General features: G+C 65.5%; 29 protein-coding genes. 26 read left to right on the plus strand and 3 right to left on the minus strand.

Annotated features, from left to right (window positions below; genetic code table 11):
• The first annotated feature begins 108 nt into the window (after positions 1-108).
• The 4 genes from ACFFJ6_RS01840 to ACFFJ6_RS01855 all read left to right on the plus strand — a co-directional run bounded on the left by ACFFJ6_RS01840 (position 109) and on the right by ACFFJ6_RS01855 (position 3,890).
• On the plus strand, positions 109-1,164 hold the full coding sequence (locus ACFFJ6_RS01840) for a branched-chain amino acid ABC transporter permease (protein WP_378383754.1): 1,056 nt from the start codon (positions 109-111) through the stop codon (positions 1,162-1,164).
• The gene (locus ACFFJ6_RS01845) at positions 1,151-1,885 is read left to right on the plus strand and encodes an ABC transporter ATP-binding protein (protein WP_378383756.1); all 735 of its coding nucleotides are present in this window, start codon (positions 1,151-1,153) and stop codon (positions 1,883-1,885) included. Before ACFFJ6_RS01840 ends, ACFFJ6_RS01845 begins: the two co-directional genes overlap by 14 nt.
• A complete protein-coding gene (locus ACFFJ6_RS01850; RefSeq protein ID WP_378383758.1) occupies positions 1,878-2,579 on the plus strand; it encodes an ABC transporter ATP-binding protein in 702 nt (233 codons plus the stop codon). The genes ACFFJ6_RS01845 and ACFFJ6_RS01850 overlap by 8 nt, the downstream gene beginning before the upstream one ends.
• A gap of 123 nt (positions 2,580-2,702) precedes the next feature.
• A complete protein-coding gene (locus ACFFJ6_RS01855; protein ID WP_378383760.1) occupies positions 2,703-3,890 on the plus strand; it encodes an iron-containing alcohol dehydrogenase in 1,188 nt (395 codons plus the stop codon).
• Positions 3,891-3,895: 5 nt separating this feature from the next.
• Here ACFFJ6_RS01855 and ACFFJ6_RS01860 read toward each other — a convergent pair whose 3' ends face one another.
• A complete protein-coding gene (locus ACFFJ6_RS01860; RefSeq protein WP_378383762.1) occupies positions 3,896-4,645 on the minus strand; it encodes an alpha/beta hydrolase in 750 nt (249 codons plus the stop codon).
• 440 nt (positions 4,646-5,085) lie between these two features.
• Between ACFFJ6_RS01860 and ACFFJ6_RS01865 the strand changes: the two genes are divergently transcribed.
• From ACFFJ6_RS01865 to ACFFJ6_RS01890, 6 genes are all read left to right on the plus strand, one after another.
• Positions 5,086-6,117, plus strand: coding sequence for a class 1 fructose-bisphosphatase (locus ACFFJ6_RS01865; protein ID WP_378383764.1), 1,032 nt, complete (start codon positions 5,086-5,088; stop codon positions 6,115-6,117).
• A 28-nt stretch (positions 6,118-6,145) separates the two neighbouring features.
• On the plus strand, positions 6,146-7,021 hold the full coding sequence (locus tag ACFFJ6_RS01870; protein ID WP_378383766.1) for a phosphoribulokinase: 876 nt from the start codon (positions 6,146-6,148) through the stop codon (positions 7,019-7,021).
• A 34-nt stretch (positions 7,022-7,055) separates the two neighbouring features.
• Entirely contained in the window at positions 7,056-9,071 is a 2,016-nt protein-coding gene (tkt, locus tag ACFFJ6_RS01875) for a transketolase (RefSeq protein ID WP_378383768.1), read from the plus strand.
• A 59-nt stretch (positions 9,072-9,130) separates the two neighbouring features.
• Complete coding sequence (fba, locus tag ACFFJ6_RS01880) at positions 9,131-10,216, plus strand: class II fructose-bisphosphate aldolase (protein WP_378383770.1); 1,086 nt, start codon at positions 9,131-9,133, stop codon at positions 10,214-10,216.
• A 153-nt stretch (positions 10,217-10,369) separates the two neighbouring features.
• Complete coding sequence (locus ACFFJ6_RS01885; protein ID WP_378383772.1) at positions 10,370-11,755, plus strand: ribulose-bisphosphate carboxylase; 1,386 nt, start codon at positions 10,370-10,372, stop codon at positions 11,753-11,755.
• A gap of 281 nt (positions 11,756-12,036) precedes the next feature.
• Positions 12,037-12,333 carry a hypothetical protein gene (locus ACFFJ6_RS01890; RefSeq protein WP_378383774.1) on the plus strand — a complete coding sequence of 99 codons (297 nt, stop codon included), beginning with the start codon at positions 12,037-12,039 and terminating at the stop codon, positions 12,331-12,333.
• A 22-nt stretch (positions 12,334-12,355) separates the two neighbouring features.
• Here ACFFJ6_RS01890 and ACFFJ6_RS01895 read toward each other — a convergent pair whose 3' ends face one another.
• Entirely contained in the window at positions 12,356-12,529 is a 174-nt protein-coding gene (locus ACFFJ6_RS01895) for a hypothetical protein (RefSeq protein WP_378383776.1), read from the minus strand.
• 382 nt (positions 12,530-12,911) lie between these two features.
• Between ACFFJ6_RS01895 and ACFFJ6_RS01900 the strand changes: the two genes are divergently transcribed.
• Together ACFFJ6_RS01900 and feoB are read left to right on the plus strand one after the other, a co-directional pair.
• Entirely contained in the window at positions 12,912-13,193 is a 282-nt protein-coding gene (locus ACFFJ6_RS01900; RefSeq protein WP_378383778.1) for a FeoA family protein, read from the plus strand.
• Positions 13,194-13,203: 10 nt separating this feature from the next.
• Positions 13,204-15,084, plus strand: a complete 1,881-nt coding sequence (gene feoB / locus ACFFJ6_RS01905) for a ferrous iron transporter B (RefSeq protein WP_378383780.1) — start codon at positions 13,204-13,206, stop codon at positions 15,082-15,084.
• A gap of 179 nt (positions 15,085-15,263) precedes the next feature.
• On the opposite strand, the gene ACFFJ6_RS01910 is transcribed toward feoB, so the two are convergent.
• Positions 15,264-16,109 carry a xanthine dehydrogenase gene (locus ACFFJ6_RS01910; protein WP_378383782.1) on the minus strand — a complete coding sequence of 282 codons (846 nt, stop codon included), beginning with the start codon at positions 16,107-16,109 and terminating at the stop codon, positions 15,264-15,266.
• A 270-nt stretch (positions 16,110-16,379) separates the two neighbouring features.
• Between ACFFJ6_RS01910 and ACFFJ6_RS01915 the strand changes: the two genes are divergently transcribed.
• From ACFFJ6_RS01915 to ACFFJ6_RS01980, 14 genes are all read left to right on the plus strand, one after another.
• Positions 16,380-17,273: an SDR family NAD(P)-dependent oxidoreductase gene (locus tag ACFFJ6_RS01915; protein WP_378383784.1), complete on the plus strand. Its 894-nt coding sequence runs from the start codon at positions 16,380-16,382 to the stop codon at positions 17,271-17,273.
• Positions 17,274-17,929: 656 nt separating this feature from the next.
• A complete protein-coding gene (gene nifA, locus ACFFJ6_RS01920; protein WP_378383786.1) occupies positions 17,930-19,678 on the plus strand; it encodes a nif-specific transcriptional activator NifA in 1,749 nt (582 codons plus the stop codon).
• Positions 19,679-19,966: 288 nt separating this feature from the next.
• A complete protein-coding gene (locus ACFFJ6_RS01925; RefSeq protein WP_054161698.1) occupies positions 19,967-20,161 on the plus strand; it encodes a 4Fe-4S binding protein in 195 nt (64 codons plus the stop codon).
• Between the two features lie 161 nt (positions 20,162-20,322).
• Positions 20,323-21,879 (plus strand): nitrogenase cofactor biosynthesis protein NifB, encoded by a 1,557-nt coding sequence (gene nifB / locus ACFFJ6_RS01930; RefSeq protein ID WP_378383789.1) that lies wholly within the window; start codon positions 20,323-20,325, stop codon positions 21,877-21,879.
• A gap of 9 nt (positions 21,880-21,888) precedes the next feature.
• The gene (locus ACFFJ6_RS01935) at positions 21,889-22,110 is read left to right on the plus strand and encodes a 4Fe-4S binding protein (RefSeq protein WP_378383791.1); all 222 of its coding nucleotides are present in this window, start codon (positions 21,889-21,891) and stop codon (positions 22,108-22,110) included.
• A 10-nt stretch (positions 22,111-22,120) separates the two neighbouring features.
• Complete coding sequence (locus ACFFJ6_RS01940; protein ID WP_378383793.1) at positions 22,121-22,474, plus strand: HesB/IscA family protein; 354 nt, start codon at positions 22,121-22,123, stop codon at positions 22,472-22,474.
• Between the two features lie 3 nt (positions 22,475-22,477).
• On the plus strand, positions 22,478-23,017 hold the full coding sequence (locus tag ACFFJ6_RS01945) for a hypothetical protein (RefSeq protein ID WP_378383795.1): 540 nt from the start codon (positions 22,478-22,480) through the stop codon (positions 23,015-23,017).
• Complete coding sequence (locus tag ACFFJ6_RS01950) at positions 23,007-23,813, plus strand: 4Fe4S-binding leucine-rich repeat protein (protein ID WP_378383797.1); 807 nt, start codon at positions 23,007-23,009, stop codon at positions 23,811-23,813. The genes ACFFJ6_RS01945 and ACFFJ6_RS01950 overlap by 11 nt, the downstream gene beginning before the upstream one ends.
• Positions 23,810-24,109 (plus strand): nitrogen fixation protein NifZ, encoded by a 300-nt coding sequence (locus tag ACFFJ6_RS01955; RefSeq protein ID WP_378383799.1) that lies wholly within the window; start codon positions 23,810-23,812, stop codon positions 24,107-24,109. The genes ACFFJ6_RS01950 and ACFFJ6_RS01955 overlap by 4 nt, the downstream gene beginning before the upstream one ends.
• Positions 24,109-24,339 (plus strand): nitrogen fixation protein NifZ, encoded by a 231-nt coding sequence (locus tag ACFFJ6_RS01960; RefSeq protein WP_378383801.1) that lies wholly within the window; start codon positions 24,109-24,111, stop codon positions 24,337-24,339. The genes ACFFJ6_RS01955 and ACFFJ6_RS01960 overlap by 1 nt, the downstream gene beginning before the upstream one ends.
• A 40-nt stretch (positions 24,340-24,379) precedes the next feature.
• On the plus strand, positions 24,380-24,580 hold the full coding sequence (gene nifT, locus ACFFJ6_RS01965) for a putative nitrogen fixation protein NifT (protein ID WP_378383803.1): 201 nt from the start codon (positions 24,380-24,382) through the stop codon (positions 24,578-24,580).
• Between the two features lie 2 nt (positions 24,581-24,582).
• Entirely contained in the window at positions 24,583-24,861 is a 279-nt protein-coding gene (locus tag ACFFJ6_RS01970; protein ID WP_378383805.1) for a DUF6129 family protein, read from the plus strand.
• Positions 24,862-24,876: 15 nt separating this feature from the next.
• Entirely contained in the window at positions 24,877-25,791 is a 915-nt protein-coding gene (locus tag ACFFJ6_RS01975; RefSeq protein WP_378383807.1) for an SIR2 family protein, read from the plus strand.
• Between the two features lie 29 nt (positions 25,792-25,820).
• Positions 25,821-26,276: a hypothetical protein gene (locus tag ACFFJ6_RS01980; RefSeq protein ID WP_378383809.1), complete on the plus strand. Its 456-nt coding sequence runs from the start codon at positions 25,821-25,823 to the stop codon at positions 26,274-26,276.
• Positions 26,277-26,329 lie beyond the last annotated feature (53 nt).

Consider the following 26,329-nt stretch of genomic DNA (forward strand, 5'->3'; position numbering starts at 1 on the left):
GACGACGTGACGAGAGGCGGTGCCATGATCGCTTCGCGGCGCCTTCTGCACCTTCATTCGGTCGCGCACTCTCGCGCGCTGCTCCTTCATCCGAGAATCGGCGGATCGATGGCTGAAACCTCGTCGACACTCGACACCGTCGCTCCTCCGCGGATTAAACGCCGGCGCAAAGTGCTGCCGATCATCGAGATCGTGCTGCTCGCGATCGGTCTGCTGCTCCCACTGGTGCTGCAGGACTATCTGACGGTGTTCGGCACGCGGGTTCTGATCCTGTGCCTGTTCGCGCTGTCGTTCGATCTGGTGTGGGGCTATTCCGGCATCATGAGCTTCGGCCAGGCGGTGTTCTTCGGATCGGCCGGCTACGGCGTGGCGCTGCTGGCGCGCGATCTCGACATCACCTCGATGCTGCTTGTGATCCCCGCCGGCGTGCTGATCGGCTTCGCGATCGCGCTGCTGATCGGCGGCTTCCTGCTGCTCGGCCGTAACCCGTCCAGCGTCATCTTCGTCTCGCTCGGCACGCTGACCGGCTCCTATGCGTTCGACCGGCTGGCGCGCGGCTGGTATTATCTCGGCGGCCAGAATGGCATCCCGTCGATCCCGCCGATGCATATCGGCAGCTACGATCTGACCGAGGGGCCGGTCTTCTACTACTTCGTGCTGGCGATCCTGCTGCTGGTCTATCTCGGCTGCCGCTTCCTGGTGCGGTCGCAATTCGGCCTGGCGCTGGCCGGCCTGCGCGAGAACGAGCAACGCATCGCGTTCTTCGGCTACAAGGTCCAGCACATCAAGGCGATCATCTTTTCGCTCGGCGGCGCGATCGCCGGTCTTGCCGGCAGCCTCTATGCCTTCCACGAGGGCTTCGTCTGGCCCAATATGCTCGGCGTGGTGATGTCGACGCAGGTGGTGCTCTACGTGCTGTTCGGCGGTTCCGGCACGCTGATCGGCGCGGTGATCGGCACCGTGGTGATCGAGCTGGTGTCGTTCTGGCTGTCGAACAACTATCAGGACATCTGGCCGATCATCCTGGGCTGTCTGATGCTGGCGGTGATCCTGTTCCGCCCGGCCGGGCTGATCAGCCTGGTGCTTAGCGAGCGCGAGCGCATCGGCGAATTCGGACGTCCGCCGGCGGCCGGCAAGAAGGAGCGCGGCCATGGCCCTGCTTGAGGCGTGCGGTCTGAAGAAGATCTTCGGCAAGCTCACAGCGCTCAACGGCGCCGAACTGATCGTTCAGCCCAACGAGTTTCACGGGCTGATCGGGCCGAACGGTTCCGGCAAGAGCACGATGATGAAGTGCATCGCCGGCGCCGAGGTGCCGACCGAAGGCCGCGTCACCTTCGACGGCCAGGACATCACCGCGGCGTCGCCGGCGGAGCGCGCCCGCAGCGGCATGAGTCTGAAGTTTCAGATCACCAGCGTGCTGCCGGCGCTGACGCTGTACGACAACGTGCTGCTGGCACTGCAGGGCCAGACCGCACTCGGCAAGCTGATGTTTTCGCGCACCCGCGGGCTGCTGCACGACAAGGTGATGGCGATGCTCGAGCAGTTTCGCCTCGTCGATCGCGCCGGCGAGCCCGCCGCCGCGCTGTCGCACGGCCAGCAGCAATGGCTGGAGATCGCGATGGCGCTGGCGCCCGAACCCAAATTGCTTCTGCTCGACGAGCCGACCGGCGGCATGAGTCTCGAGGAGCGCCGCGTCACCGGCGAACTGCTGGAGCCGATCAAGTCCCGCTGCTCGCTGGTCATCGTCGAGCACGATCTCGATTTCATCCGCGATATCTGCGACCGCCTCACCGTGCTCGATCAGGGCGCGGTGCTCGACACCGGCTCGATCGAGCAGATCCAGGCGAGCCCGAAGGTCCAGGAGGTCTATCTCCGCCGTGCTTGAGGATCATTATCTCCATATTCGCGATCTCGACGCCGGCTACGGCCGCAGTCAGGTGCTGTTCGGCGTGTCGATGTCGGCGCCGTGGCGCGGCGGCGTCGCCATTCTGGGCCGCAACGGTGCCGGCAAGACCACGCTGATGAAGGCGATCATGGGGGAACTGCCGGTGAAGCGCGGCCAGGTGTCGCTCGACGCCCGCGACGTCACCAAGCTGCCGACCGAGCAGCGCATCCGCGCCGGCTTCGGCTACGTGCCGCAGGACCATCCGGTGTTCGCGCGGCTGTCGATCCGCGACAATCTCGCGGTCGGGGCGCTGACGAATAAAGACAGCCGTGCGGTCGATCGCGTGCTGGAGATGTTCCCCAAGCTCGGCCAGCGGCTCGATCAGGCCGCCGGCACGCTGTCGGGTGGCGAGCGCAAGATGCTGGCGATCGGCCGAGCCCTGCTGTCCGAGCCGAGCGTGCTGCTGCTCGACGAGCCGACCGAGGGCGTGTGGATCGGCGTGATCGAGGAGATCACCGACCGGCTGGTGGCGCTAGCCAAGGACATCGCCGTGATCATCGTCGAGCAGCATCTCGATCTGGCGCTGCGCGTCGCCGACCGCGCTTATGTGCTCGACCGCGGCCGTGTCGCGCTCACCGGCACCGCCGAGGAAGTCCGCAACGATCCCCGGCTGCTGCAATATCTCGCGCCGTAGCGGCCGCCCGGCCGAACCTGCTAACCTCGGGGCTGCGCCGCGTAATGGCGGCGCGGCGCGAGCCCTCGCGCCGGTGTTGACCGAGCCGCGCCGTTCGATGCGCGGACCTGATCCGAGCATCTGATGATCTCTCCCTTTTCGATCGCCCGTCTGCCCCGCATCCAGTTCGGCGCCGGCGCGATCGCCAAACTGCCCGACCTCGCCGCGCGCTACGGCCGCCGCGTGCTGCTGGTCACCGGCGCGCATTCGTTCGACGCCGCGCCTTACGCAGCGCCGCTGCTGGCGGAGCTCGCCGAGCGAGGGCTGAGCTGCGAGCGTGTGACGGTCAGCGGTGAGCCGTCGCCGGAGCTGGTCGATGCCGCCGTGCGCGACTGGCACGATGCGAAGATCGACGTGGTGATCGGCCTCGGGGGCGGCAGCGCACTGGACGCCGCCAAGGCGATAGCGGGACTGCTGAAGCCCGGCAATTCGGTGATGGACCATCTCGAAGGCGTCGGCCCGGAGCTGCCATATCGCGGCCCGGCGACGCCGTTCATCGCGGTGCCGACGACGGCCGGCACCGGCTCGGAGGCGACCAAGAATGCCGTGCTCTCACGCCATGGGCCGGACGGTTTCAAGAAGTCGTTTCGCGACGAGGCGCTGGTCGCTGAAATCGCGCTGGTCGATCCGGAGCTGCTCGCCGGCTGCCCGCCGGAGCTGATCGCCGCCAATGGCATGGACGCGCTGACGCAACTCCTCGAGTCCTACGTCTCGACCGGCGCGAACGACTTCACCGATGCACTGGCGCTGTCCGGTCTGCACGCGGCGCGCGATGGGCTGCTGGCCTGGTACGAGGGCGGCGCGGCTGCGACGGAGGCGATGTCGGGGATGGCCTATGCGTCGCTGCAATCCGGTATCTGCCTGGCGCAGACGGGATTGGGCTCGGTGCACGGGCTGGCGTCGCCGCTCGGCGCTTACTTCCCGATCGGTCACGGCGTGGTGTGCGGTACGCTGCTCGCGGCGGCGACGCGGGTCAACATCGCGGCGCTCCGCGCCCGCGAGCCGCAGTCCCGCGCGCTCGCCAAATATGCGCAGATCGGCCGGCTGCTGTCCGGCCGCGAAGGCGCGAACGCCGAGGCGGATTGCGACAACCTCGTCGCCACGCTGGAGCACTGGACCCAGCGCCTCGCGCTGCCGACGCTGTCATCGCTCGGCGTGTCCGCAAGCGACGTCGGCCGCATCGTCGCGGCGAGCCGCGGCTCCAGCATGAAGACCAATCCGATCGTGCTGACCGACGACGAGATCAGCCAGGTGCTGCAGGCGCGGCTCTGAGCGCGTCAGAGCTGGCGCTGCACGAAGCTGTGCAGTTCGCTGGCGATCAGGTCCTTGTCGTTGTCGATCGTGGCGACGTGATAGGAGTTGTTCAGCCACAGCAGCTCGACGCGATCGGAGCCGACATGGCTCGCGATGATCGTGGCGTTGTGCGGCTTCAGCACGTGGTCGACCCGCGAGTTGATCACGAAGGTCGGGCAGGTGATCTTCGGCAGCAGCGCGCGTGCGGCCGCGGCGAGACCGATCACCTGCTTGAAACAGGTCACCGGCACCTGGTCGTAGGCCAGCTCCTTGACCGACGTATCCATCATGTCGGAGCCGATGCCGGGCACAAACTCCGGCATGTTGCGGGCGAACGCCACCGCCGCCATGTCGGGCGAGTCGACCTGCACGGCGGCGTTGATCGGGATCACGCCGGCGACCTTGTCGGGATGCAGGGCGGCCAGATACAGCGACAGCGTACCGCCCATCGACAAACCGGTGACGAATACCTTGTCGCACTTGGCGGACAGTTCGAGCAGCGCGTCTTCGGCGCAAGCTACCCAGTCATTGGCGGTGGTCTTGGCCATCGCGGCCGGCGAGATGCCGTGGCCGGGCAGGCGCGGGCCGAGCACCGAATAGCCGCGTTCACCGAGACGTTCGCCGAGATAGCGCATGCTCTGCGGACTGCCGGTAAATCCATGCAGCACCAGAACGCCGGTCTTGCCGCCACCGAATGCGAACGGCTCCGCGCCGGCCATCACTGCCTCAGTCATGTCGTTTCCCCCTTGGCTCCGCGAGGGGCATTCCCGCCTTGACCCTCACGGCTGTTGTTTCGTTTCAACTTTCGTATGTTTCAGAGAAGCTGCGGAAGCGTCAAGTGGAGGCCGCCTTGGCGGTCCTCACGCTCATGCTCGCGTGGCGCGTTGAGGCGAAAGTCTAAGGCGCGGTTGCGGCGAAGTCGATGTTCGCCTTTTTGGTGAATTATCCCCATCCGTTCTGATCTAAATCACGTCAGCGTTCAACTAAGTGTGCAGGATTGGCCGCGCCCCGCCGTGTCTGCGGTACCCATGTGCGGTTGCGTTCGCTGGGATATAAAAATTCCTGAGGTGGTACCAAGGAAATTCAAGCTTTGCTTATGTCGCCCTTCGGCTCACAAGCTCCCGGCACCGAAGCCGGAGGGATGGCAAGTCAGGCTTCGTTGTGGGGGACAGTCATGGATCAGGGTCAGACGCTATCACGTCTGTTGGAGTCCTACGGGACGGATCCGCGGAAGAGAGCGGTCGCGGCGGCGGTCGGCGCGATCGCCGGTGCCTCGGTGGAGATCTCCGAGCTGATCGGTCAGGGCGCGCTGGCCGGAATCACCGGCGCGGCGCACGGCTCGGCCAATGCCGACGGCGACGTGCAGAAGGATCTCGACGTCAAGGCCGACGAGACCATCATCGCGGCGATGAAAGACGTGCCCTACGCGGCGCTCGCTTCCGAGGAATCGGACACCCTGATGATGGGCGATCCGCAGGCGCCGATCTCGATCGCCTACGATCCGCTCGACGGCTCGTCGAATATCGACACCAACATGACGGTCGGCACCATCTTCTCGATCATCCCGAACGAGCCCGGTGTGACGCCGTTCAGCGCACCGGGGAGCTGTCAGCTCGCCGCCGGCTTCGTGGTGTACGGCCCGCAGACGTCGCTGGTGCTGACTCTCGGCGACGGCGTCGACATCTTCACGCTCGACCGCAAGGCCAAGACCTACCGGCTGATCCGCGAGCGCGTGAAGGTCCCGGCCGACACCGCCGAATACGCCATCAACGCCTCGAACCATCGCCACTGGGAGCAGCCGGTGCGCGACTTCGTCGACGAGTGCCTCGCCGGCGCCGACGGTCCGCGCGCCAAGGACTTCAACATGCGCTGGATCGGCTCGCTGGTGGCCGAAGCCTATCGCATCCTCACCCGCGGCGGCGTGTTCCTGTATCCGGCCGATCAGCGTCCCGGCTACGGCGAGGGCCGGCTGCGGCTGCTGTACGAAACCCATCCGATGGCCTTCGTGATGGAGCAGGCCGGTGGCGGCGCATCGACCGGACGTGAGCGCGTACTCGATCTCACCGCCCGCGCCATCCATCAGCGCTCGCCGCTGATCATGGGCTCGATCGACAAGGTCAACCGCATCGAGCTGCTGCACACCGATCCGAGCGCCGCCGCGCGCACCGCGCCGCTGTTCGGCCGTCGCGGCCTGTTCCGCGTCTGATTATTCGTACATCTGGAAGTTAGTCCCCATGTCCCGTAAGCATCCGATCATTTCCATCACCGGCTCCTCCGGCGCCGGCACGACGTCCGTCAAGCGGACCTTCGAGCAGATCTTCCGCCGTGAGAACGTCAACGCCGCCTATATCGAGGGCGACGCGTTCCACCGCTACAACCGCGTCGACATGCGCACCCGGATGGCCGAGGAAGCCGAGCGCGGGAATCGTCACTTCAGCCATTTCAGCCCCGAGACCAATCTGTTCGAGGAGCTGGAGCAGACCTTCAAAAGCTACGCCGAGACCGGCACCGGCCGCACCCGCACCTACGTGCACGACGACAAGGAAGCGGCGCTTCACGGCGTGCCGCCGGGCAATTTCACCGAGTGGCATTCGCTGCCGGAGGGCTCGGACCTGCTGTTCTACGAAGGTCTGCACGGCGCGGTGATGACCGACAAGGTGAACGTCGCCCAGCATGCCGACCTCAAGATCGGCGTGGTGCCGGTGATCAATCTGGAGTGGATTCAGAAGCTGCATCGCGATCGCGCCGATCGCGGCTACTCCACCGAGGCGGTCACCGACACCATCCTGCGCCGGATGCCGGACTATGTGCACTACATCGTGCCGCAATTCGCCGAAACCGACATCAACTTCCAGCGCGTGCCGACGGTCGACACCTCGAACCCGTTCATCGCCCGCTGGATTCCCACCGCCGACGAATCGATGGTGGTGATCCGCTTCAAGAACCCGCGCGGCATCGACTTCGCCTATCTGCTGTCGATGATCCAGGGCAGCTTCATGTCGCGCGCCAATTCGATCGTGATCCACGGCGCCAAGCTCGATCTGGCGATGCAGCTGATCCTGACGCCGCTGATCATGCAGCTGATCGACCGCAAGCGCGGCGTGAAATGACGACACTTCGTAACACCATTCCCGGGAGGCCGGTTTGAACATCCCCGCACGCGAACTCCACGATCAAGTCAGCCATCGCGACATGGCGAACGCGATCCGCTTCCTCGCCATCGACGCGGTGGAGAAGGCGAAGTCCGGCCATCCCGGCATGCCGATGGGCATGGCCGACGTCGCCACCGTTCTGTTCACCCGCTTCCTGAAGTTCGATCCCGCCGATCCGGCGTGGCCGGACCGCGACCGCTTCGTGCTGTCCGCCGGCCACGGCTCGATGCTGCTGTACGCGCTGCTGCATCTGACCGGCTATCCGGAGATGACGATCGACCAAATCAAATCGTTCCGGCAGTGGGGCTCGAAGACCGCCGGTCATCCGGAATACGGCCACACGCAAGGCGTCGAGACCACCACCGGCCCGCTCGGCCAGGGGCTCGCGACCTCGGTCGGCATGGCGCTCGCCGAGCGCATGATGAACGCGCGCTACGGCGACGCGCTGGTCGATCACTATACGTATGTGATCGCCGGAGACGGCTGCCTGATGGAAGGCGTCAGCCACGAGGCGATCTCGCTGGCCGGCCACCTCAAGCTGAACAAACTGATCGTGCTGTGGGACGACAACCACATCTCGATCGACGGCAACACCTCGCTGTCCTGCTCGGACGATCAACTCGCGCGCTTCGCCGCCTCGGGCTGGGCCACCACCCGTGTCGACGGCCATGATCCGGACGCGGTGGCGGCGGCGATCGAAGCCGCCAAGGCGAGCGATCGCCCGTCGCTGATCGCCTGCCGCACCACCATCGGCTTCGGCTCGCCCAAGGTCGCCGGCACCGAGAAGGCGCATGGCGCGCCGCTCGGCGCCGAGGAAATCGAGAAGACCCGCGCGGCGCTGAACTGGCCGTATCCGGCCTTCGAAGTGCCGGACGCCATCCTGGCGCGCTGGCGCGAGGCCGGGAGCCGCGGCAAGGCCGCGCATCAGGCCTGGACGCAGCGCCTCGGTGGCCTCGATGCCGCGACCCGCACCGGCTTCGAGAACAACCTCGCCGGCAAGCTGTCGGCCGACTACGAGCCGGCGCTGAAGGCGCTGATCGCCGGCTTCGCGTCCGAGCAGCCGTCGATCGCCACCCGTCAGGCGTCGCAGCTCACCATCAACGCGCTGGTGCCGGCGTCGCCGAACCTGCTCGGCGGCTCCGCCGACCTGACGCACTCCAACCTGACGCAGGCCAAGGGCTCCGCTTCGGTGAAGCCGGGCGCGTTTGGCGGCAGCTATCTGCACTACGGCATCCGCGAATTCGGCATGGCGGCGGCGATGAACGGCATCGCGCTGCATGGCGGCTTCATCCCGTTCGGCGGCACCTTCCTGGTGTTCGCCGACTACAGCCGGCCGGCGATCCGCCTCGCGGCGCTGATGGGCGTGCGCGTCATCCATGTGATGACCCACGACTCGATCGGCCTCGGCGAAGACGGCCCGACCCATCAGCCGGTCGAGCACGTCGCCTCGCTGCGCGCGATCCCGAACGTGCTGGTGTTCCGCCCGGCCGACGCGATCGAGACCGCGCAGGCCTGGGACGCCGCATTGAAGCAGACGCACCGCCCCTCGGTGCTGGCGCTATCGCGCCAGGCGCTGCCGACGCTGCCGCGGCCGAACGGGGTCACCGACAATCCGGTTTCGCGTGGCGCTTATTTGGTCATCGATCCCGGCCAGCGCGATGTCACACTGATCGCCACCGGCTCGGAAGTGTCGCTGGCGCTCGAAGCCGCCTGCAAGCTCGAGGCGGATGGTATCAAGGCGGCGGTGGTGTCGGCGCCGTGCTTCGAACTGTTCGCCGAACAGGACGACGCGTATCGGGCCGGCGTGCTCGGCACCGCGCCGCGGGTCGGCGTCGAGGCGGCGCGCGACACCGACTGGCGTCGCTGGATCGGCGATGGCGGCGCCTTCGTCGGCATGACCGGCTTCGGCGCCTCGGCGCCCGCGCCGGTGCTGTACCAGAAGTTCGGCATCACCACCGATGCGGTGGTGGACGCCGCCAAGGGCGCGATCGCCCGCGGCAAGCATTGAGCCCGATTTCGAACACCACGACCGCAGCGTCGTCACACGTTTAGTCAGTAGGAGACATCATGGCGCGTATCACCCTGAGGCAATTGCTGGATCACGCCGCCGAGCACAGCTACGGCGTGCCCGCGTTCAACATCAACAACATGGAGCAGGGCCTGGCGATCATGGAGGCGGCGGCTGCGGTCGACGCGCCAGTGATCATCCAGGCGTCGCGCGGCGCGCGGTCCTACGCCAACGACATCATGCTGGCGAAGATGATCGATGCGCTCGCCGAGATGTATCCGGACATCCCGCTGTGCATGCATCAGGACCACGGCAACGACGAAGCCACCTGCGCCACCGCGATCCGCTACGGCTTCACCTCGGTGATGATGGACGGCTCGCTCAAGGCCGACGCCAAGACGGCGGCGGACTATCAGTACAATGTCGACATCACCCGCCGCGTCACCGACATGGCGCATTGGGTCGGTGCCTCGGTCGAGGGCGAACTCGGCGTGCTCGGCTCGCTCGAGCATGGCGGCGGCGAGCAGGAAGACGGCCACGGCGTCGAGGGCAAGGTCAGCCGCGAGCAATTGCTGACCGATCCGGACCAGGCGGTCGACTTCGTGCGCGCCACCAAGGTCGACGCGCTGGCGATCGCGATGGGCACCTCGCACGGCGCCTACAAGTTCTCGCGCAAGCCGGACGGCGACGTGCTGGCCATGAAGGTGGTGGAGGAGATCCACCGCCGTCTGCCCAACACCCATCTGGTGATGCACGGCTCGTCGTCGGTGCCGCAGGATCTGCAGGACATCTTCAACGAGTTCGGCGGCGCGATGCCGCAGACCTTCGGTGTGCCGGTCGAGGAGATCGTGCGCGGCATCAAGCACGGCGTCCGCAAGGTCAATATCGACACCGACTGCCGCCTGGCGATGACCGGCGTGTTCCGCAAGGTCGCGACCCAGAACAAGGCGGAGTTCGATCCGCGCAAGTTCCTGAAGCCCGCGATGGATGCGATGCGCGACGTCTGCCGTCTGCGCTTCGAACAGTTCGGCACCGCCGGCCACGCCAGCAAGATCAAGGTCGTGCCGATGTCCGAAATGGCCAAGCGCTACAAGGCCGGTGCGCTCGATCCGCAGATCGGCCAGGTCGCCCGCGCCGCCGAATAGGCGCGGCGCGGCCAGCAACGCGGACCAACCGCGGCTCAAGAAATCACGGGGAGAATGCGCGCGCGGGGAGAGGGGTCTCCGCGCGGCCGCGCGCTTGCGCGGCGAATTTTCGGATGCATCACGCCGGCAGTGGCCGGCACTCAGGAGTTCGTCATGGACCAGTCCAACCGCTATGCCAACCTCAACCTCAAGGAAAGCGACCTGATCGCGGGCGGACGGCACGTGCTGTGCGCCTACATCATGAAGCCGAAGGACGGCTTCGGCAATTTCCTGCAGACGGCCGCGCACTTCGCCGCCGAATCCTCCACCGGCACCAACGTTGAAGTTTCGACCACCGACGACTTCACCCGCGGCGTCGACGCGCTGGTGTACGAGATCGACGAAGCCAGGCAGCTGATGAAGATCGCCTACCCGATCGAGCTGTTCGACCGCAACATCATCGACGGGCGCGCCATGATCGCGTCGTTCCTGACGCTGACGATCGGCAACAACCAGGGCATGGGCGACGTCGAATACGCCAAGATGCACGACTTCTACGTGCCGCCGGCGTATCTCAAGCTGTTCGACGGCCCGTCGACCACGATCAAGGATCTGTGGCGGGTGCTCGGCCGGCCGGTGGTCGATGGCGGCTTCATCGTCGGCACTATCATCAAGCCGAAGCTCGGCCTGCGGCCGCAGCCCTTCGCCAACGCCTGCTACGACTTCTGGCTCGGCGGCGACTTCATCAAGAACGACGAGCCGCAGGGCAACCAGGTGTTCGCGCCGTTCAAGGACACGGTGCAGGCCGTCGCCGACGCGATGCGCCGCGCCCAGGACAAGACCGGCGAGGCCAAGCTGTTCTCGTTCAACATCACCGCCGACGATCACTACGAGATGGTGGCGCGCGGCGAGTACATCCTTCAGACGTTCGGCGAGAACGCCGATCACGTCGCTTTTCTGGTGGACGGCTACGTCGCCGGCCCGGCCGCGATCACCACGGCGCGCCGCCGCTTTCCGAAGCAGTATCTGCACTATCACCGCGCCGGTCACGGCGCCGTGACGTCGCCGCAGAGCAAGCGCGGCTACACCGCCTTCGTGCTGTCGAAGATGGCCCGTCTGCAGGGCGCCTCCGGCATCCATGTCGGCACCATGGGCTTCGGCAAGATGGAAGGCGAAGCCTCCGACCGCACCGCGGCCTTCATGATCACGCAGGATTCCGCGGAGGGTCCGTACTTCCATCAGGAATGGCTCGGCCTCAATCCGACCACGCCAATCATCTCGGGCGGCATGAACGCGCTGCGGATGCCGGGTTTCTTCGACAATCTCGGCCACTCCAACCTGATCATGACGGCGGGCGGTGGTGCGTTCGGTCACATCGATGGCGGTGCGGCGGGCGCCAAGTCGCTGCGACAGGCCGAGCAGTGCTGGAAGCTCGGCGCCGATCCGGTGGAGTTCGCCAAGGATCACCGCGAGTTCGCCCGCGCCTTCGAGAGCTTCCCGCAGGACGCCGACAAGCTGTATCCGAACTGGCGCAACAAGCTGAAGCTCGCGGCCGCCTGAGCGACCAACTGCGATGATTGCAACGGCCCGCGTCCTCGGCGCGGGCCGTTTCGCGTAGTACGACCTCGGACTTGCCCGAGGCCGCGACCTTGCACCTGGGTTTGCCTACCCAGTCAGTCCCCGACCAATCGACTTACTTGCTTCGGATCGCGTTAGGAAACGACTCACGCTGCCGCGAGGCGGCGCTTCACAATTTGTCCAAGCCGTGCAAGCGTTGGGCAGTCCGCAGCCTGTGATAGCTCAGTTGGTCTGTCCGCTGTGGCCGGGACGAGGGAATCGCGATGATTCACCGTCATTCCAAGACCTACATGTTTCAGCTTCAGCGGAACGGCTGCGCCTACGACTGCGCGTTCTTTCTCACCGACAACCGGCTGATCACGGTCGAGGCCGCCGGCCGGAAGCACACCGAGGCGCTCGGCTCGAAGCCGCCGGGAGCCTCCGCGATCCGGATCGCCGCGCATCTCATTGCCGAGGCCCAGCCGCGGGCCGAAGCGGACGAACGCAAAGGTTGGTTCGGGCGGCTGTTCGGCGGCTTCCAGCCGACCGAGCCGGTCGAACCGTTCCACGAGCGTCCCTGAAGTCCGACTGACGCCGCGCCGGTTAGAAACGCTTGGCGATCAGCAGGCAGAGCAGCACCGTCGCCGACGACGCCATCACGGTCGCCATGTTGGTGAGGTTCAGCGCGATCACCGTCGCGAGTCCTGCCGTATCGGCGGAGGCGGTGTGGCTTTTGCGGTGGGTGGTCTTGGCTGTCGAGCGTGCCGTCATTGTCATTCCCCTTATCCTGCCGCCGCCAAGCCATGAGCGCGGCCGGGCAGCAAAATCCCCGCCGTCACCCTTCCACGCCGCGTTGGCCGAACCCTTAACGCCGCCCCGCCGCCGCGTCCGATCGCAACCCATGGTTTATGATTTCGGTGAGGGGCGAGGCGTCCGCGCCGCTCGCACTCCGCTTGGCGAACGGCTGTTCCAGCCTCGTTAGTTCGGTCGCACTGGGGAAACTCCGCAAAGCGCGCCGGCAAATTGTGCTAGATCAAACCACTTTCGCGCGATTTCGCGTTACATGCGAATTGATAGCGCCTGTTACAATCGTTCTAAACTCCGAGCGGCGCAGGGCTGAATCTCTTGACCTCTGCAGCCACGATTGGAAGAACGGGCGATGACCTCGAACCTGCATCACAACGGCCATAAGCCGATCCTGCTCGGCAATGCGCGGCGCGGCTATCGGGGCGTCGTGCAGGCGATCGATCCGCAGCGCGTGGTTTCGTCGCTGCAGCCGGTCGAGCTGGAGAGCCGCCTGATCGAACTCGGCTTCGTCGAAGGCGCCAAGGTCGAGGTTCTGCACGAAGGTATCATCGGGCGTGATCCGATCGCGGTGCGGGTCGACAACATCACGATCGCGGTCCGTCGCCGCGAAGCGATGGCCGTCGTATTGATGTGACGATTTCACGATGAGCTCCGTCGAGAGTCAGCCCTTCAATCTTGCGCTGGTGGGAACGCCGAACAGCGGCAAGACCTCGCTGTTCAATGCGCTGACCGGCAGCCGCCAGAAGGTCGCGAACTATCCGGGCGTCACGGTCGAGCGCAAAGCCGGCGTGTTCACGACGCCGGCCGGCCGCACCGTCAGCCTGCTCGATCTGCCCGGCACCTATTCGCTGCGCGGCCGCAGCCCCGACGAAGAAATCACCCGCGACGTCGTGCTCGGCCGCAAGGCGGGCGAGTCGGTTCCGGATCTCGTTCTGTGCGTCGCGGACTCGACCAATCTGCGCCTGACCTTCCGGCTGATGCTGGAGCTGAAGGCGACCGGCCGGCCGCTGATGCTCGTGCTCAACATGTACGACATCGCCAAGCGCCGCGGCGTCGATGTCGACATCGCGAAGCTGTCGGAACAGCTCGGCATTCCGGTCGTGACCTCCATCGCCGTGCGCAAGGGCGGCACCGCCGAGCTGCTGAAGCGCACCGACGAGATGGCGGCGCATATGCCCGCCGTTGCAGCGTCCGACAATTGGCGCCCGCTGACGACGGCGGAACTGCGCGCGCTGCAGCGCGAGGCCGATCGCATCATCGCCGAATGCGTCAGCCTGCCGGCACGTCCGCACACAGCGACCGCGAAGGTCGATGCGGTGGTGCTGCATCCGGTCGCCGGGCTGGTGCTGCTGCTGCTGATCCTGTTCGTGATGTTCCAGGCGGTGTTCACCTGGGCGCAGCCGCTGATGGAGCTGATCTCCGGCGGCTTCGAGGCGCTTGGCGAATTCGTGCGCGCCACCCTGCCGGAAGGCCTGCTGCAGAGCTTCCTGCAGAACGGCGTGATCTCCGGCGTCGGCAGCGTCATCGTGTTCCTGCCGCAGATCATCATCATCTTCCTGTTCATCCTGCTGCTGGAAGATTTCGGCTACATGGCGCGGGCCGCGTTCCTGATGGACCGCATCATGGGCGGCGCCGGCCTGCACGGCCGCGCCTTCATCCCGCTGCTGTCGAGCTTCGCCTGTGCGATCCCCGGCATCATGGCGACGCGGGTGATCGACAATCGCCGCGACCGGCTGACCACGATCCTGATCGCGCCGCTGATGACCTGCTCGGCGCGCATCCCGGTCTATACGCTGATCATCTCGGCCTTCATCCCGTCGCAGCAGGTGTTCGGCTGGATCAACCTGCAGGGGCTGGTGATGTTCGGCCTCTATGCGGCGGGTATCATCAGCGCGCTGGCGGTGTCGGCGCTGATCAAGTTCTTCATGTGGCGCGACTACGAGCCGGCGCCGTTCATGCTGGAACTGCCGGACTACAAGATGCCGCGGCTGAAGAGCGTAGCGATCGGCATCTACATCCGCGCCAAGATGTTCCTGCAGCGCGCCGGCACCACGATCTTCTCGATGATGGTGCTGATCTGGTTCCTGGCCTCGTTCCCGCGGCCGCCCGCCGGCGCCACCGAGCCGGCGATCGACTACAGCCTGGCGTCGATCATCGGCCATGCGATCGAGCCGGTGCTGGCGCCGCTCGGCTTCAACTGGCAGATCGCGGTGGCGCTGATCCCCGGCATGGCGGCCCGCGAAGTCGCGGTGGCGAGCCTCGGCACCGTCTATGCGATCGAGGGCGGCAAGGAAGCCGCCGAGCAGATCGGCCAGGTGCTCGCGTCGAAATGGAGCCTGGCCACGGCGTTGTCGCTGCTGGCGTGGTTCGTGTTCGCCCCGCAATGCGCCTCGACGCTGGCGGTGATCAAGCGCGAGACCGGCAGCTGGAGCTGGATGGCGGTCACCTTCATCTACATGTTTGTGCTTGCCTACATCGCCAGCCTGATCACCTACAACGTCGCCGTCGCGCTCGGCGCGGGGTAGTCACAACGTTGCGGTTCACCCCCCCCTGGAGGGGGAGGGTCGCTCGCGTAGCGAGCGGGGTGGGGTGGCGAAGAGTTCGTCCGCTGTGCCCGCGGCTCACCCCACCCCGTCGTGCCTCGCTTCGCGAGGCCCGCCGACCCTCCCCCTCCAGGGGAGGGTGAAGATCAGCGCCAGCCCAATCAGACTCGCACGTAAGCCCGCGCGTCCTGCAGCTCATCGAGCTTGCCGGCCGCCCGGCACACCGCGTCGGCGATACTGCGGCCGCGGTTGTCGATGCCGGTCCATTGGGCGTGGCGGCCGCGTGGGTCGATCTCCAGCAGCTTCACCCGCACCGGGACTTCGCTGCCGTCACGCACGATGCCTCGCACAATGCCGTCGCACGGCGCGCGCACCGGCTCGCCGCTGAGATGGCCGAGGACGAATCCTTTGAACACGCGGCTGCCGATCTCGACCGCCGAGTGCCATCTCCCGGTCGTCTGCGAATACTGGAAGCGCTCCGCCCCGGCATCGCCGAGCGGACTGGCGACTCCGTCGGCCGCATCGGTCCAGCCATGCGCGACGATCAGCCCGCTGCGCCCCGGCCGCGTTTCGATCGCCGCGTCGCAATTCACCTCGGTGGCGAAGCCGGGCCCGAGCCCGATGCTCAGCCCCGCGAGCCGCCGTAGATCGGGCGTGACGCGGTGCTTCTGCATCCGCGCATCGACCAGCAGATCGATCGAGCGCACCGGCAGCAGATCGGGCAGCGGCAGCCACGTCACCTGGATCGCCAGCGAGTGCCGCAGCGCCTGGTAGATCTGCATGCCGTCGTCGGCCCGCTCGCCCACCACGCCGTCGACCGACACCGGATCGCCATACAACGCGTCGTGAAACGCCATCCGGCGGCGGATCACCGGCGGAAACGGATCGTGCGACATCACCACCGCGAAGCCTGCGCGATGCAGATGCACCGCCACGGCGGATGCGATCTCGTTGGTGCCGAGCACCACCGCGAAGCGGCGTCGGCTGTGGTCGATCGGCTGGTGCATCCGGATCTCGACTGTCGCTAGGGTAACGGTGACGCCTGATAAGCAAAGGCCGGACCACGCGCGATCGGCCTGCGGAATGTCGCGAATTACGCCTTTGGTCGAACAATGCTGTCGGGAAGGCCACGATTTGTCGGGCCGGTCCGCGTGGGCGTTGTCGGGCACATGACATTGGCTGGCAGCAAAGCACCGTATCGCCGCGCAAATCCGCCGGCGTCGTCTTTGGCCCGGTTCATGCAAAGTCGTTCGTGAAACAAGTGATGGAGGTCGTCCTTGCACAGCGAGCCGTTGCAGGCCGAGCGGCCGGGGCATCCGGGCGGGCCGGGGATTCATGCCCCCGCGCCGCACGATCACCCGGCGACGCATCCGGCAGGCGCGCCGACATCCGGCGCCTGTCCGTTTCACAACGATCAGCGCGAGTCGCGTTCGGGCAAGCAGAAGACGCTGGTGCTGACCGGCGCGTCGCGCGGCATCGGCCATGCCACCGGCAAGCTGTTCTCCGACGCCGGCTGGCGCATCATCACCTGCTCGCGGCAGCCGTTCGCCGACGATCGCTGCCCCTGGGCGACCGGCATGGAAAACCACGTCGCCGTCGAACTCGCCGATCATCGCGCGCTGCCGCGGGCGATCGACGAGCTCAAGGAAAAGCTCGGCGGCGGCCCGCTGCATGCGCTGATCAACAACGCCGCGATCTCGCCGAAAAGCGAAGCGGGCGAGCGGCTCACCTCGCTGAACACACCGGTCGGCACCTGGATGAGCGTGTTCCACGTCAACCTGCTGGCGCCGGTGATGCTGGCGCAGGGCCTGTTCGACGAACTGCGCGCCGGCCAGGGCTCGATCGTCAACGTGACCTCGATCGTCGGCTCGCGCGTGCATCCGTTCGCCGGCAGCGCCTACGCGACCTCGAAGGCGGCGCTGACCTGCCTCACCCGCGAAATGGCCCACGACTACGCGCCCTACGGCATTCGCGTGAACGCGATCGCGCCGGGCGAGATCAAGACCGATATCCTGTCGCCCGAAACCGAAGCCATGCTGGCGCCGACGATTCCGATGCGACGTATCGGAACACCAGATGAAGTGGCGAAGGTGATGTTCTTCCTGTGCTCCGACGCAGCCAGCTACGTCACCGGCGAAGAAATCCACATCAACGGCGGCCAGCGCGTGTAGTGCGGGCATAAAAAGGCCCGTTCTCTTGCGCTGCCAAATACAAGTCGTGCCGTCATCCCCGCGTATGGGGGATCCAGTGTCCCAGGGCTTTCGTTGCTAATCGTCAATGCACTACAATACTAGGTCACCCGCTTTCGCGGGTGATGACCGCGGTGAGTGGGCGGGTCGTGCCTCAGTGAGGGGCGTGGTCGATGAGCACTCCTACGCGTCATCCCCGCGTAGGCGGGGATCCAGTATCCCGGGGCGCTCGTCGTTCGCCGCTGACGCTTCGGAATACTGGGTCGCCCGCCCGCGCGGGCGATGACGGTGAGTGAGAGGCGTGCCTCAAGGCCTCCAATCAGTTCCGCGAATCGTTCTTGCGATCAAGCGAATAGTTCGCAATTAGCACTCTTCCTGCCGGTGGATTGATGCCACTGCACGTCTTTTAGGATGCTCATTTTGCGTTGCATCAATGCGGGAGTGAGTCGATTCCGCTGGTAACTAAGTAATCAGAGCATTTTCAGGCATTTCGCTCTGGCGACGAACTGTGCAGTGACAGCTATCAGTTTCCTCAGCGATGCAGCCAAGTTGAGCACGACATCGGAATGAGGATCAGACACAATCCCGCAACGCTCCAGAACTAAAGGGGGAAAAGCTCAGGAGCGATGGAGATGGAAATGGCTCAGCGCGAAGTACGTCTTGTCGAGAGCGAGCAATCGCGGAAGCCGATGAACCAGAACCCAGTACCGCTGAGTGAGATTGCGCTCACCGGCATTTTCGAAATTTCCAAGATCCTCACCGCGCCGGCGCGGCTCGAAGTCACGCTGGCCAATGTGGTCAACCTGCTGCAGTCGTTCCTGCAGATGCGAAACGGTGTCGTGTCGCTGCTGGCGGACGACGGCGTGCCGGACATCACCGTCGGTGTCGGCTGGAACGAAGGCAGCGACAACCGCTATCGGGCGCGCCTGCCGCAGAAGGCGATCGATCAGATCGTCGCGACCGCGGTGCCGCTGGTCGCCGACAACGTCTCGGCGCATCCGATGTTCTCGGCCGCCGATGCGCTGGCGCTCGGCGCCACCGACGACACCCGCGTGTCGTTCATCGGCGTTCCGATCCGGATCGATTCGCGCGTCGTCGGCACGCTGACGATCGACCGGGTGCGCGACGGCCGCTCCAACTTCCGCATGGATGCCGACGTCCGCTTCCTGACGATGGTGGCCAATCTGATCGGCCAGACCGTCAAGCTGCACCGCGTCGTGGCGCGCGACCGCGAGCGGCTGATGGCGGAAAGCCACCGGTTGCAGAAGGAATTGTCTGAGCTGAAGCCGCAGCGCGAGAAGAAGCGCGTGCGCGTCGACGGCATCGTCGGCGAAAGCCCGGCGATCCGCACGCTGCTGGCCAAGGTCAGCATCATCGCCAAGTCGCAATCGCCGGTGCTGCTGCGCGGCGAGTCGGGCACCGGCAAGGAGCTGATCGCCAAGGCGATTCACGAATTGTCGGCCCGGGCCAACGGCCCCTTCATCAAGATCAACTGCGCGGCGTTGCCGGAGTCAGTGCTGGAGTCCGAACTGTTCGGCCACGAGAAGGGCGCCTTCACGGGCGCCATCGCGTCGCGCAAGGGGCGGTTTGAGCTGGCCGACAAGGGCACGCTGTTCCTCGACGAGATCGGCGAAATCTCGGCGTCGTTCCAGGCCAAGCTGCTGCGCGTACTGCAGGAGCAGGAGTTCGAGCGCGTCGGCGGCAACCAGACCATCAAGGTCAATGTCCGCATCGTCGCGGCGACCAACCGCAATCTCGAAGAAGCGGTGGCGCGCAAGGAATTCCGCGCCGACCTGTACTACCGCATCAACGTGGTGCCGATGATCCTGCCGCCGCTACGCGACCGGCCGACCGATATTCCGCTGCTGGCGACGGAGTTCCTGAAGAATTTCAACAAGGAGAACGATCGCGAATTAGCGTTCGAGCCGCACGCGCTGGAGCTGCTGAAGGCCTGCTCGTTCCCCGGCAACGTCCGCGAGCTGGAAAATTGCGTCCGCCGCACCGCGACGTTGGCGATGGGGCCGCAGATTCTCGACAGCGACTTCGCCTGTCACCAGGACGAGTGCCTGTCGGCAATCCTGTGGAAGGGCCACACCGAGCCGGCGCCCGAACGGCCTCGCCCGCAGATCCCGCTGCAGGTGCTGCCGCGCAAGGCGCCGCTCGAGATCGTCCCACGCGAAGCCGCGAGCGCACCGCTCGACGCCGCGACCGCATCGCCGCCGTCCGAGGCCGGCAACGGCGCGCCGATGTCCGAGCGCGACCGACTGATCAGCGCGATGGAGCGCTCCGGCTGGGTTCAGGCCAAGGCCGCGCGCCTGCTCGGCCTGACGCCGCGCCAGATCGGCTACGCGCTGAAGAAGTACGATATCGAGCTGAAGCACTTCTGATCGCTTCGGCAGCGGCGCGCGATCGATCAGCGTCGCGAGATCTTCGGATTCCCATGCATCTTGGCCGGGCTCGTCCCGGCCATTCGCGTTTCTGTCCCGTGTTCGCGTCTGGGCCGAGGCCGCGAACTTCGTTCGGTTCTGTTCGACTTGCGACAAGTGTCGGGGCCCCGACACCGTCGCGGTTTCCGACGATCCGTATAATCTTTCTAAGAATCAACGAAGTAGCAGTCTGGCACGAGGCTTGAAAGACGATGCGCAACGCAATGTCTCTCAACCGAGGAGCCGGATATGGCCTACAAGATCGTGACCTCCCAATGCACCGTGTGCGGTGCCTGTGAATTCGAATGTCCGAACGCTGCGATCAGCATGAAGCGCGGCACCTATGTGATCGACGCCGCCAAGTGCACCGAGTGCGAAGGTCAGTTCGATAAGCCGCAGTGCGTCTCGGTCTGCCCGGTCGACAATACCTGCGTGCCGGCCTGACGCCTGCGTGACCGAAGGACGAGCCGGCGCCTTGACCGTCGGATGTCGTCTTCGCCCGATCGCCGTGCCCGAAGTTTGCCACAACACTTTTGCCGGCCCGGTTGCAGCACCCCACCCACGGACAAGCCGCCTGTCGTGCGGCGATCGAACGAGGCCCGGATATGAGCAAGCTGCTGCAACTCCACGATTTTGGCGCCCCGGGCGGAATGTCGTTCGACGCACTCCGCAACAGTGCCGCCTCCGCCGGCTGCAGCACCAAGGGCGGCGCCGGCAAATCCAGCTGCGGCTCCGCCGCCGGCCCGAGTGATTTGCCGCCGGACGTCTGGGAGAAGGTGAAGAACCATCCCTGCTACTCCGAGCAGGCGCATCATCACTTCGCCCGTATGCACGTCGCGGTCGCGCCCGCGTGCAACATTCAATGCAATTACTGCAATCGCAAATACGATTGCGCCAATGAGTCCCGCCCCGGCGTGGTCAGCGAGAAGCTGACCCCGGAGCAGGCCGCGCGCAAGGTCGTGGCGGTCGCCTCCACCATTCCGCAGATGACGGTGCTCGGCATTGCCGGCCCCGGCGATGCACTCGCTAATCCGGCCAAGACCTTCAAGACGTTCGAGCTGGTCACGCAGACGGCGCCCGACATCAAGCTATGTCTCTCCACCAACGGCCTGATGTTGCCCGACTATGTCGAGCAGATCGCCGCCATGAACGTCGATCACGTCACCATCACCATCAACATGATCGACCCCGAGGTCGGTGCGAAGATCTATCCGTGGATCTTCTACGACCACCGCCGCATCACCGGCGTCGAAGCCTCGAAGATCCTCAGCGAGCGGCAATTGCTCGGCCTCGAAATGCTGACCGCGCGCGGCATCCTGGTGAAGGTCAACTCGGTGATGATCCCCGGGATCAACGACAAGCACCTCATCGAGGTCAACAAGGCGGTGAAGTCGCGCGGCGCCTTCCTGCACAACATCATGCCGCTGATCTCCGAGGCCGAGCACGGCACGGCCTTCGGTCTGTCGGGCCAGCGCGGCCCGACCGCGCAAGAACTGAAAGCGCTGCAGGATGCCTGCGAAGGCGAGATGAACATGATGCGGCACTGCCGGCAGTGCCGCGCCGACGCGGTCGGCCTGCTCGGCGAGGACCGCAGTGCCGAGTTCACCACCGAGAAGGTAATGGCGATGGACGTCGAATACGATCTCGCTGCGCGCCAGGCCTATCAGGCCAAGGTCGAGGCCGAGCGTGACGCCATCGCGGCCGCCAAGCAGCGCGAGATGCAGTCGCTCGCCGACGAGACCGCGTCGATCAAGATCCAGGTCGCGATCGCCACCAGGGGTGGCGGCGTCATCAACGAGCATTTCGGCCACGCCCACGAATTCCAGATCTACGAAGTCTCGACCGCGGGCGCCAAGTTCGTCGGCCATCGCCGCGTCGATCTGTATTGCGAGGGCGGCTACGCCAGCGATGCCGGCATCGAGCCGATCCTCAAGGCGCTGAACGACTGCACCGCGGTGCTGGTCGCCAAGATCGGCCTGTGCCCGAAGGACTCGCTGGCCGGCGCCGGCATCGAGGCGGTCGAGACCTACGCGTTCGAATATATCGAGCAGTCGGTGATCGCTTACTTCAAGGACTATCTGGCGCGCGTCGGCAAGTCGGAGATCCGCCACGTTGCCCGCGGCGACGCCGACATCCGTCAGGGCGCGTTCTTGGCGGTGTGAGGGCAGGCCATGGCCTACAAGATCGTCGCCTCGCAATGCACCGGCTGTTCGGCCTGCGAGCCGCAATGCCCGAACACCGCGATTTTCGAGAAGGGCGGCACCTTCGCGATCGAGCCGGCGAAATGCTCGGAGTGCATTGGGCATTTCGATCAGCCGCAATGCGTCGCGGTGTGCCCGGTCGACGACACCTGTGTGATCGACAATTCAGTCCCGCGTTATCGGGCGGCCTAAGGGGAGAACGATGGATCTGAATCTGACCGAAGCAGCCGAGACCTTCATCCGCCGCATGCTGCGCTTTTCCGGTGGCGCCGGCGGCTTCCGCCTGGTGGTCACGTCGGGCGGTTGCTCAGGCCTGTCGGCGACGTTCGACGTCGAAGCCGCGCCGCAGGCCGGCGATGTCGTAGCCGAGCGCGGCGACTACAGGCTGTTCCTGCCGCAGGCCAGCGCCGAGCTTCTCGCCGGCATCACCATCGACTTTCGCGACAGCATGGCCTCGACCGGATTCGTGTTTATCGATCCGAATCCGTCGAGCTGCAAATGCTCCGGCGACAGCGCGCCTGCCAAGGCGCCGCTGGTCCAGCTCGGCGAGTTCTGATCCATGCCGCCCCGCCTGCACAGCGAGTTGACGATGTCCGGGCCCGAGCAGTCGCTGCTCGCCGGCGCGCTGCTCGGTGCGGGCCTGCCGGCCGAAGCGCATCGCCATCTCGAACTCGCCGGCGCAGATTTTCAGAGCGACTCGGTGGCCGAGCAGCATCTGCGCGAGGCGCAGGTGCTGGCGCCGGATCACGCCGCGGTGCTGATCGGGCTGTATCGCTTCTATTTCTATAAAGGCCGTCTGCAGGAGGCGCTGCGCGTCGCCGAAACCTGTCTGGCGAAAGCGGCGCGCGACAATGATCTCGATGCCGACTGGCGCAAGGTGAGGCGGAGCGACGCGGAATTTTCCAGCTTCGCCGCCATCCTGCCGCGCTTCTATCTGTTCGCGCTGAAGGCCTATGCGTATTTGCGGATGCGCCTCGGCGACATCGACGAAGGCCACGCCGCGATCAAGAAGCTGCTCGAACTCGATCCGACCGACAAGGTCAATGCCGGCGTGCTGCACAACGTCTGGCAACGGATAGGGCAGGTCGATGACGACTGACATCGACGAGGCCCGCGACTGGCAGGGCAACGAGATCGATTGCGCATCCTGCCCGCATCGCGATTTGCTGGCTCTGGGCGGCTGCGAAATCAAGAAGGCCTGCGTCCAGGACCGCTATGCGCGGCGGCTGGAGCGCTTCTTCCAGCAAAATAGGGCGTTGGCGGATCAGTATCTCGACCATCCGTATTTCGAAACCCGCGCGGTCGCGGCCGGTTATGCGACCGTGTTCCTGCTGCCTCGGCTGCTGCAGGATCCGGACGAAACCGTGCGCTGGAGCGCGGCGCGGCGGTTGCCGAAGCGCTATCTGCTGCCGCTGCGCAACGATCCGCATCGCGAGGTACGCATTCGCGTCGCGTCGGTGCTTTCCGACGAAGATTTGCGGCCGATGGCGAGCGACGAGGACTACTACGTTCGCCAGATCGTGGCGAAGCGTGCATCGCCGGGACTTCTGCCGTTGCTGGTACTCGATCCCGACAGCGGCGTGCGCCGCGAAGTCGCGCGCCGGATCGGTCCGGAATGGCTGGCCCAGATGGCGATGGACAAGGACGGCGAGGTGCGGCTCGAGGCTGCACGGCGCATGTCGCCAGGCCGGCTGCTGGCGATGATCGACGATTCCGATTGGCGCGTTCGCTACGAAGTCGCCAGCCGTGTCGACACCTATGAGCTGAGCCGGCTGCTGGACGATCCGGACCCGATGGTCCGGGAGCTGGTGCGCAGCCGCACCGGCTTCACCGGCGCGTCGCGGTCCGGTCCCACTTCTCCCAATACCAAGCCCGCCACGGAGCCCTCATCATGAATATCGCCCGCGACAGCGACATCGTCGAACTCGATGGTCCGCCCTCATTCGAGTACGGCCAGAAGGTGCGGGCGAAGATCAACATCCGCAACGACGGCACCTTTCCGGGCAAGGAGATCGGTGAGGTGCTGGTGAAGAAGGGCGACGAGGGCTACGTCGTCTCAATCGGCACCTTTCTGCAGCAGTTCTACATCTACGGCGTCGACTTCGTCGCGCAGGGCCGCATCGTCGGCATGAAGCGCAAGGAGCTGCTCCCGGTCGAAGCCGCGACGCCGAGCGAGCAGGAGGTCGCGTGATGACCGAGCCGAAATATCAATGGGGCCAGCGCGTCAGCGCTCAGATCGACCTGTTCAATGACGGCAGCTTCCCGGATCAGCCGGAAGAAGCGCTGCTGGTGAAGAGCGGCGATGCCGGCGAGATCGTGCGGATCGGGCTGCACGAGGAGAGCAACCAGCCCGTCTATCTGGTCGAGTTCGCCGAGCATCGCGTCATCGGCTGCCTCGAACACGAAATCGCGCCTGTTTAACACTTGTCGCTGCGGCGGCCCAACCCAAGGACCGAATTCCATGAAAGTGATGATCCGCAGGACCGAGAAGGGGCTGTCGGCTTATGTGGCCAAGAAGGATCTCGAAGAAGCGATCGTTGAGATCGAGAACGAGGCGCTGTGGGGCGGCAAGGTGACACTCGCCAATGGCTGGCAGCTCGAACTGCCGGCGATGGCGGCCGACACACCGCTGCCGATCACCGTCGAAGCCAGAAAGCTCTGATCGTGGCGCTGTCGCCCGACGATATCGCCAGGATCGACGCGCTGCTCGGAGACGATGCGGCGGAAACCGGCGCGCTGAAGGCGGTGCGGCAAGCGCTTCCCGGACTGTCGCTCACGCAATGCGACGCGTCCGACATCGATGCGGAGCAGCCGTTCCGCGATTATCCGCGATTCAGCGTCTATCTGGTCGACGGATCGAGTCATTGCTGGACCATCACCACCGACATCGCGCATGCGACCGGTCTGGTGGTGGTCCATCACAAGGCCGCAAGAGCGATCTGACAGGGGAGCATTATTATGCCGGCACAAGCACTCGACGACATCGGCGCAGGCTTGATGCGCGGGCGGATCATCCCCTATCTCGGCGCCGCCTGTGTGGCGCTCGGCGAAACCAGCAGCGTGCCGACCTCGCCGGTTGAGTTGGTGGCGCGGCTGACGGCGAAGACCACGGTGCCGCACAAGGTACGCAGCAATCTCACCGGCGCGGCGCAGTACATCGAGAACTTCAAGCACCGCAAGACGCTGAGGACGATGATGGCCGAGGCGTTTGCCACGTCGCCCGAGGCTAACGCGTTGCATCGGATGCTGGCGACTCTGCCGTCGCTGCCGCTGTTGGTCCATGCTTGGTACGACGACCTGCCGCAACGGGCCTTCGCCGGCCGCACGGACTGGGGCGTCGCGCAGGGGCTCAGCCAGGCCGAAAACCATGGCCGCTGGGCCGGTTTCTATCGTGCCGATGGCAGCGAGCTCACCGAGCCCGAGCCGAGCATCGTTGCCGACGATCCTGTCGCACTCGACATGCCGCTTTACGTACCGGTGCCGGACGAAGCGCGGGCCTGGGCGACGCTGCTGTATCAGCCGCTCGGATCGGTTCGTCCGGCCGCGAATTTTCTGGTGTCGGACAGCGACTTCGTCGAGGTTCTGACGGAAATCGACATCCAGACGCCGATCCCGCAGACGGTGCAGGAAATCCGACGTGACAGACATTTCCTGTTTCTCGGCTGTCGCTTTGACACGCAGCTCGATCGCGTGTTCGCGCGCCAGATCATGAAGCGCTCGTCGGCCCAGCATTGGGCGGTGCTGCCCGACACGCCGACCCGTAACGAAGAGCGCTTCCTCGACGAGCAGAACATCCGCCGCATCGACTGGCCGCTGGTCAAATTCGTTGCCGCGCTGGCGGAGCAGCTCCAGAACCAGAAGCTGCCGGCCTAGGCCGCTTCATCCCCTGACACTGATCATCGATGGCCGGGCTCGTCCCGGCCATTCGCGTTTTTCTGATCGTCGCGACGTCCGGGCGTGACGATGCGGCGCGAAGCGCCGCGCCGGCTTCCGATCCGCGCGACCGGACACGCGCCCCTGCGTCACGCCTCGCGCAAAAGACCTCGTCGCGCGGACTCCTGATACCGACGTTGGTGAGGACGGTTCGCAGATCGCGAAGTCGGGGAAATGTCCGTCTCGTTGTCGGCCGGTATCAGTTTGTTTTGTTTCTAACAGCCTTACCCGCGGATGTCGTCCGCTCGGCCGCGATGTCGGATTCTAAACATCTACGTACATTTCACCTCGATGCTGACTATCCGCACGAAATTGCACGCTTTTTCGAGCTGCGCTGCGACTGGCACGGTCGTTGCAAAACAGGGATCAGCAAGGCGAGGCATCGTTGGCTGAGCGATCAAGCGAAGCGCAACGTCCGCATCTGAGCCGTGCGACGGTTCTGAACTGAATGAGGCTGCGCTGGTTCGCGCAAATCGAT

It is taken from the genome of Rhodopseudomonas telluris (assembly GCF_042432815.1).
GTDB lineage: Bacteria > Pseudomonadota > Alphaproteobacteria > Rhizobiales > Xanthobacteraceae > Rhodopseudomonas > Rhodopseudomonas telluris.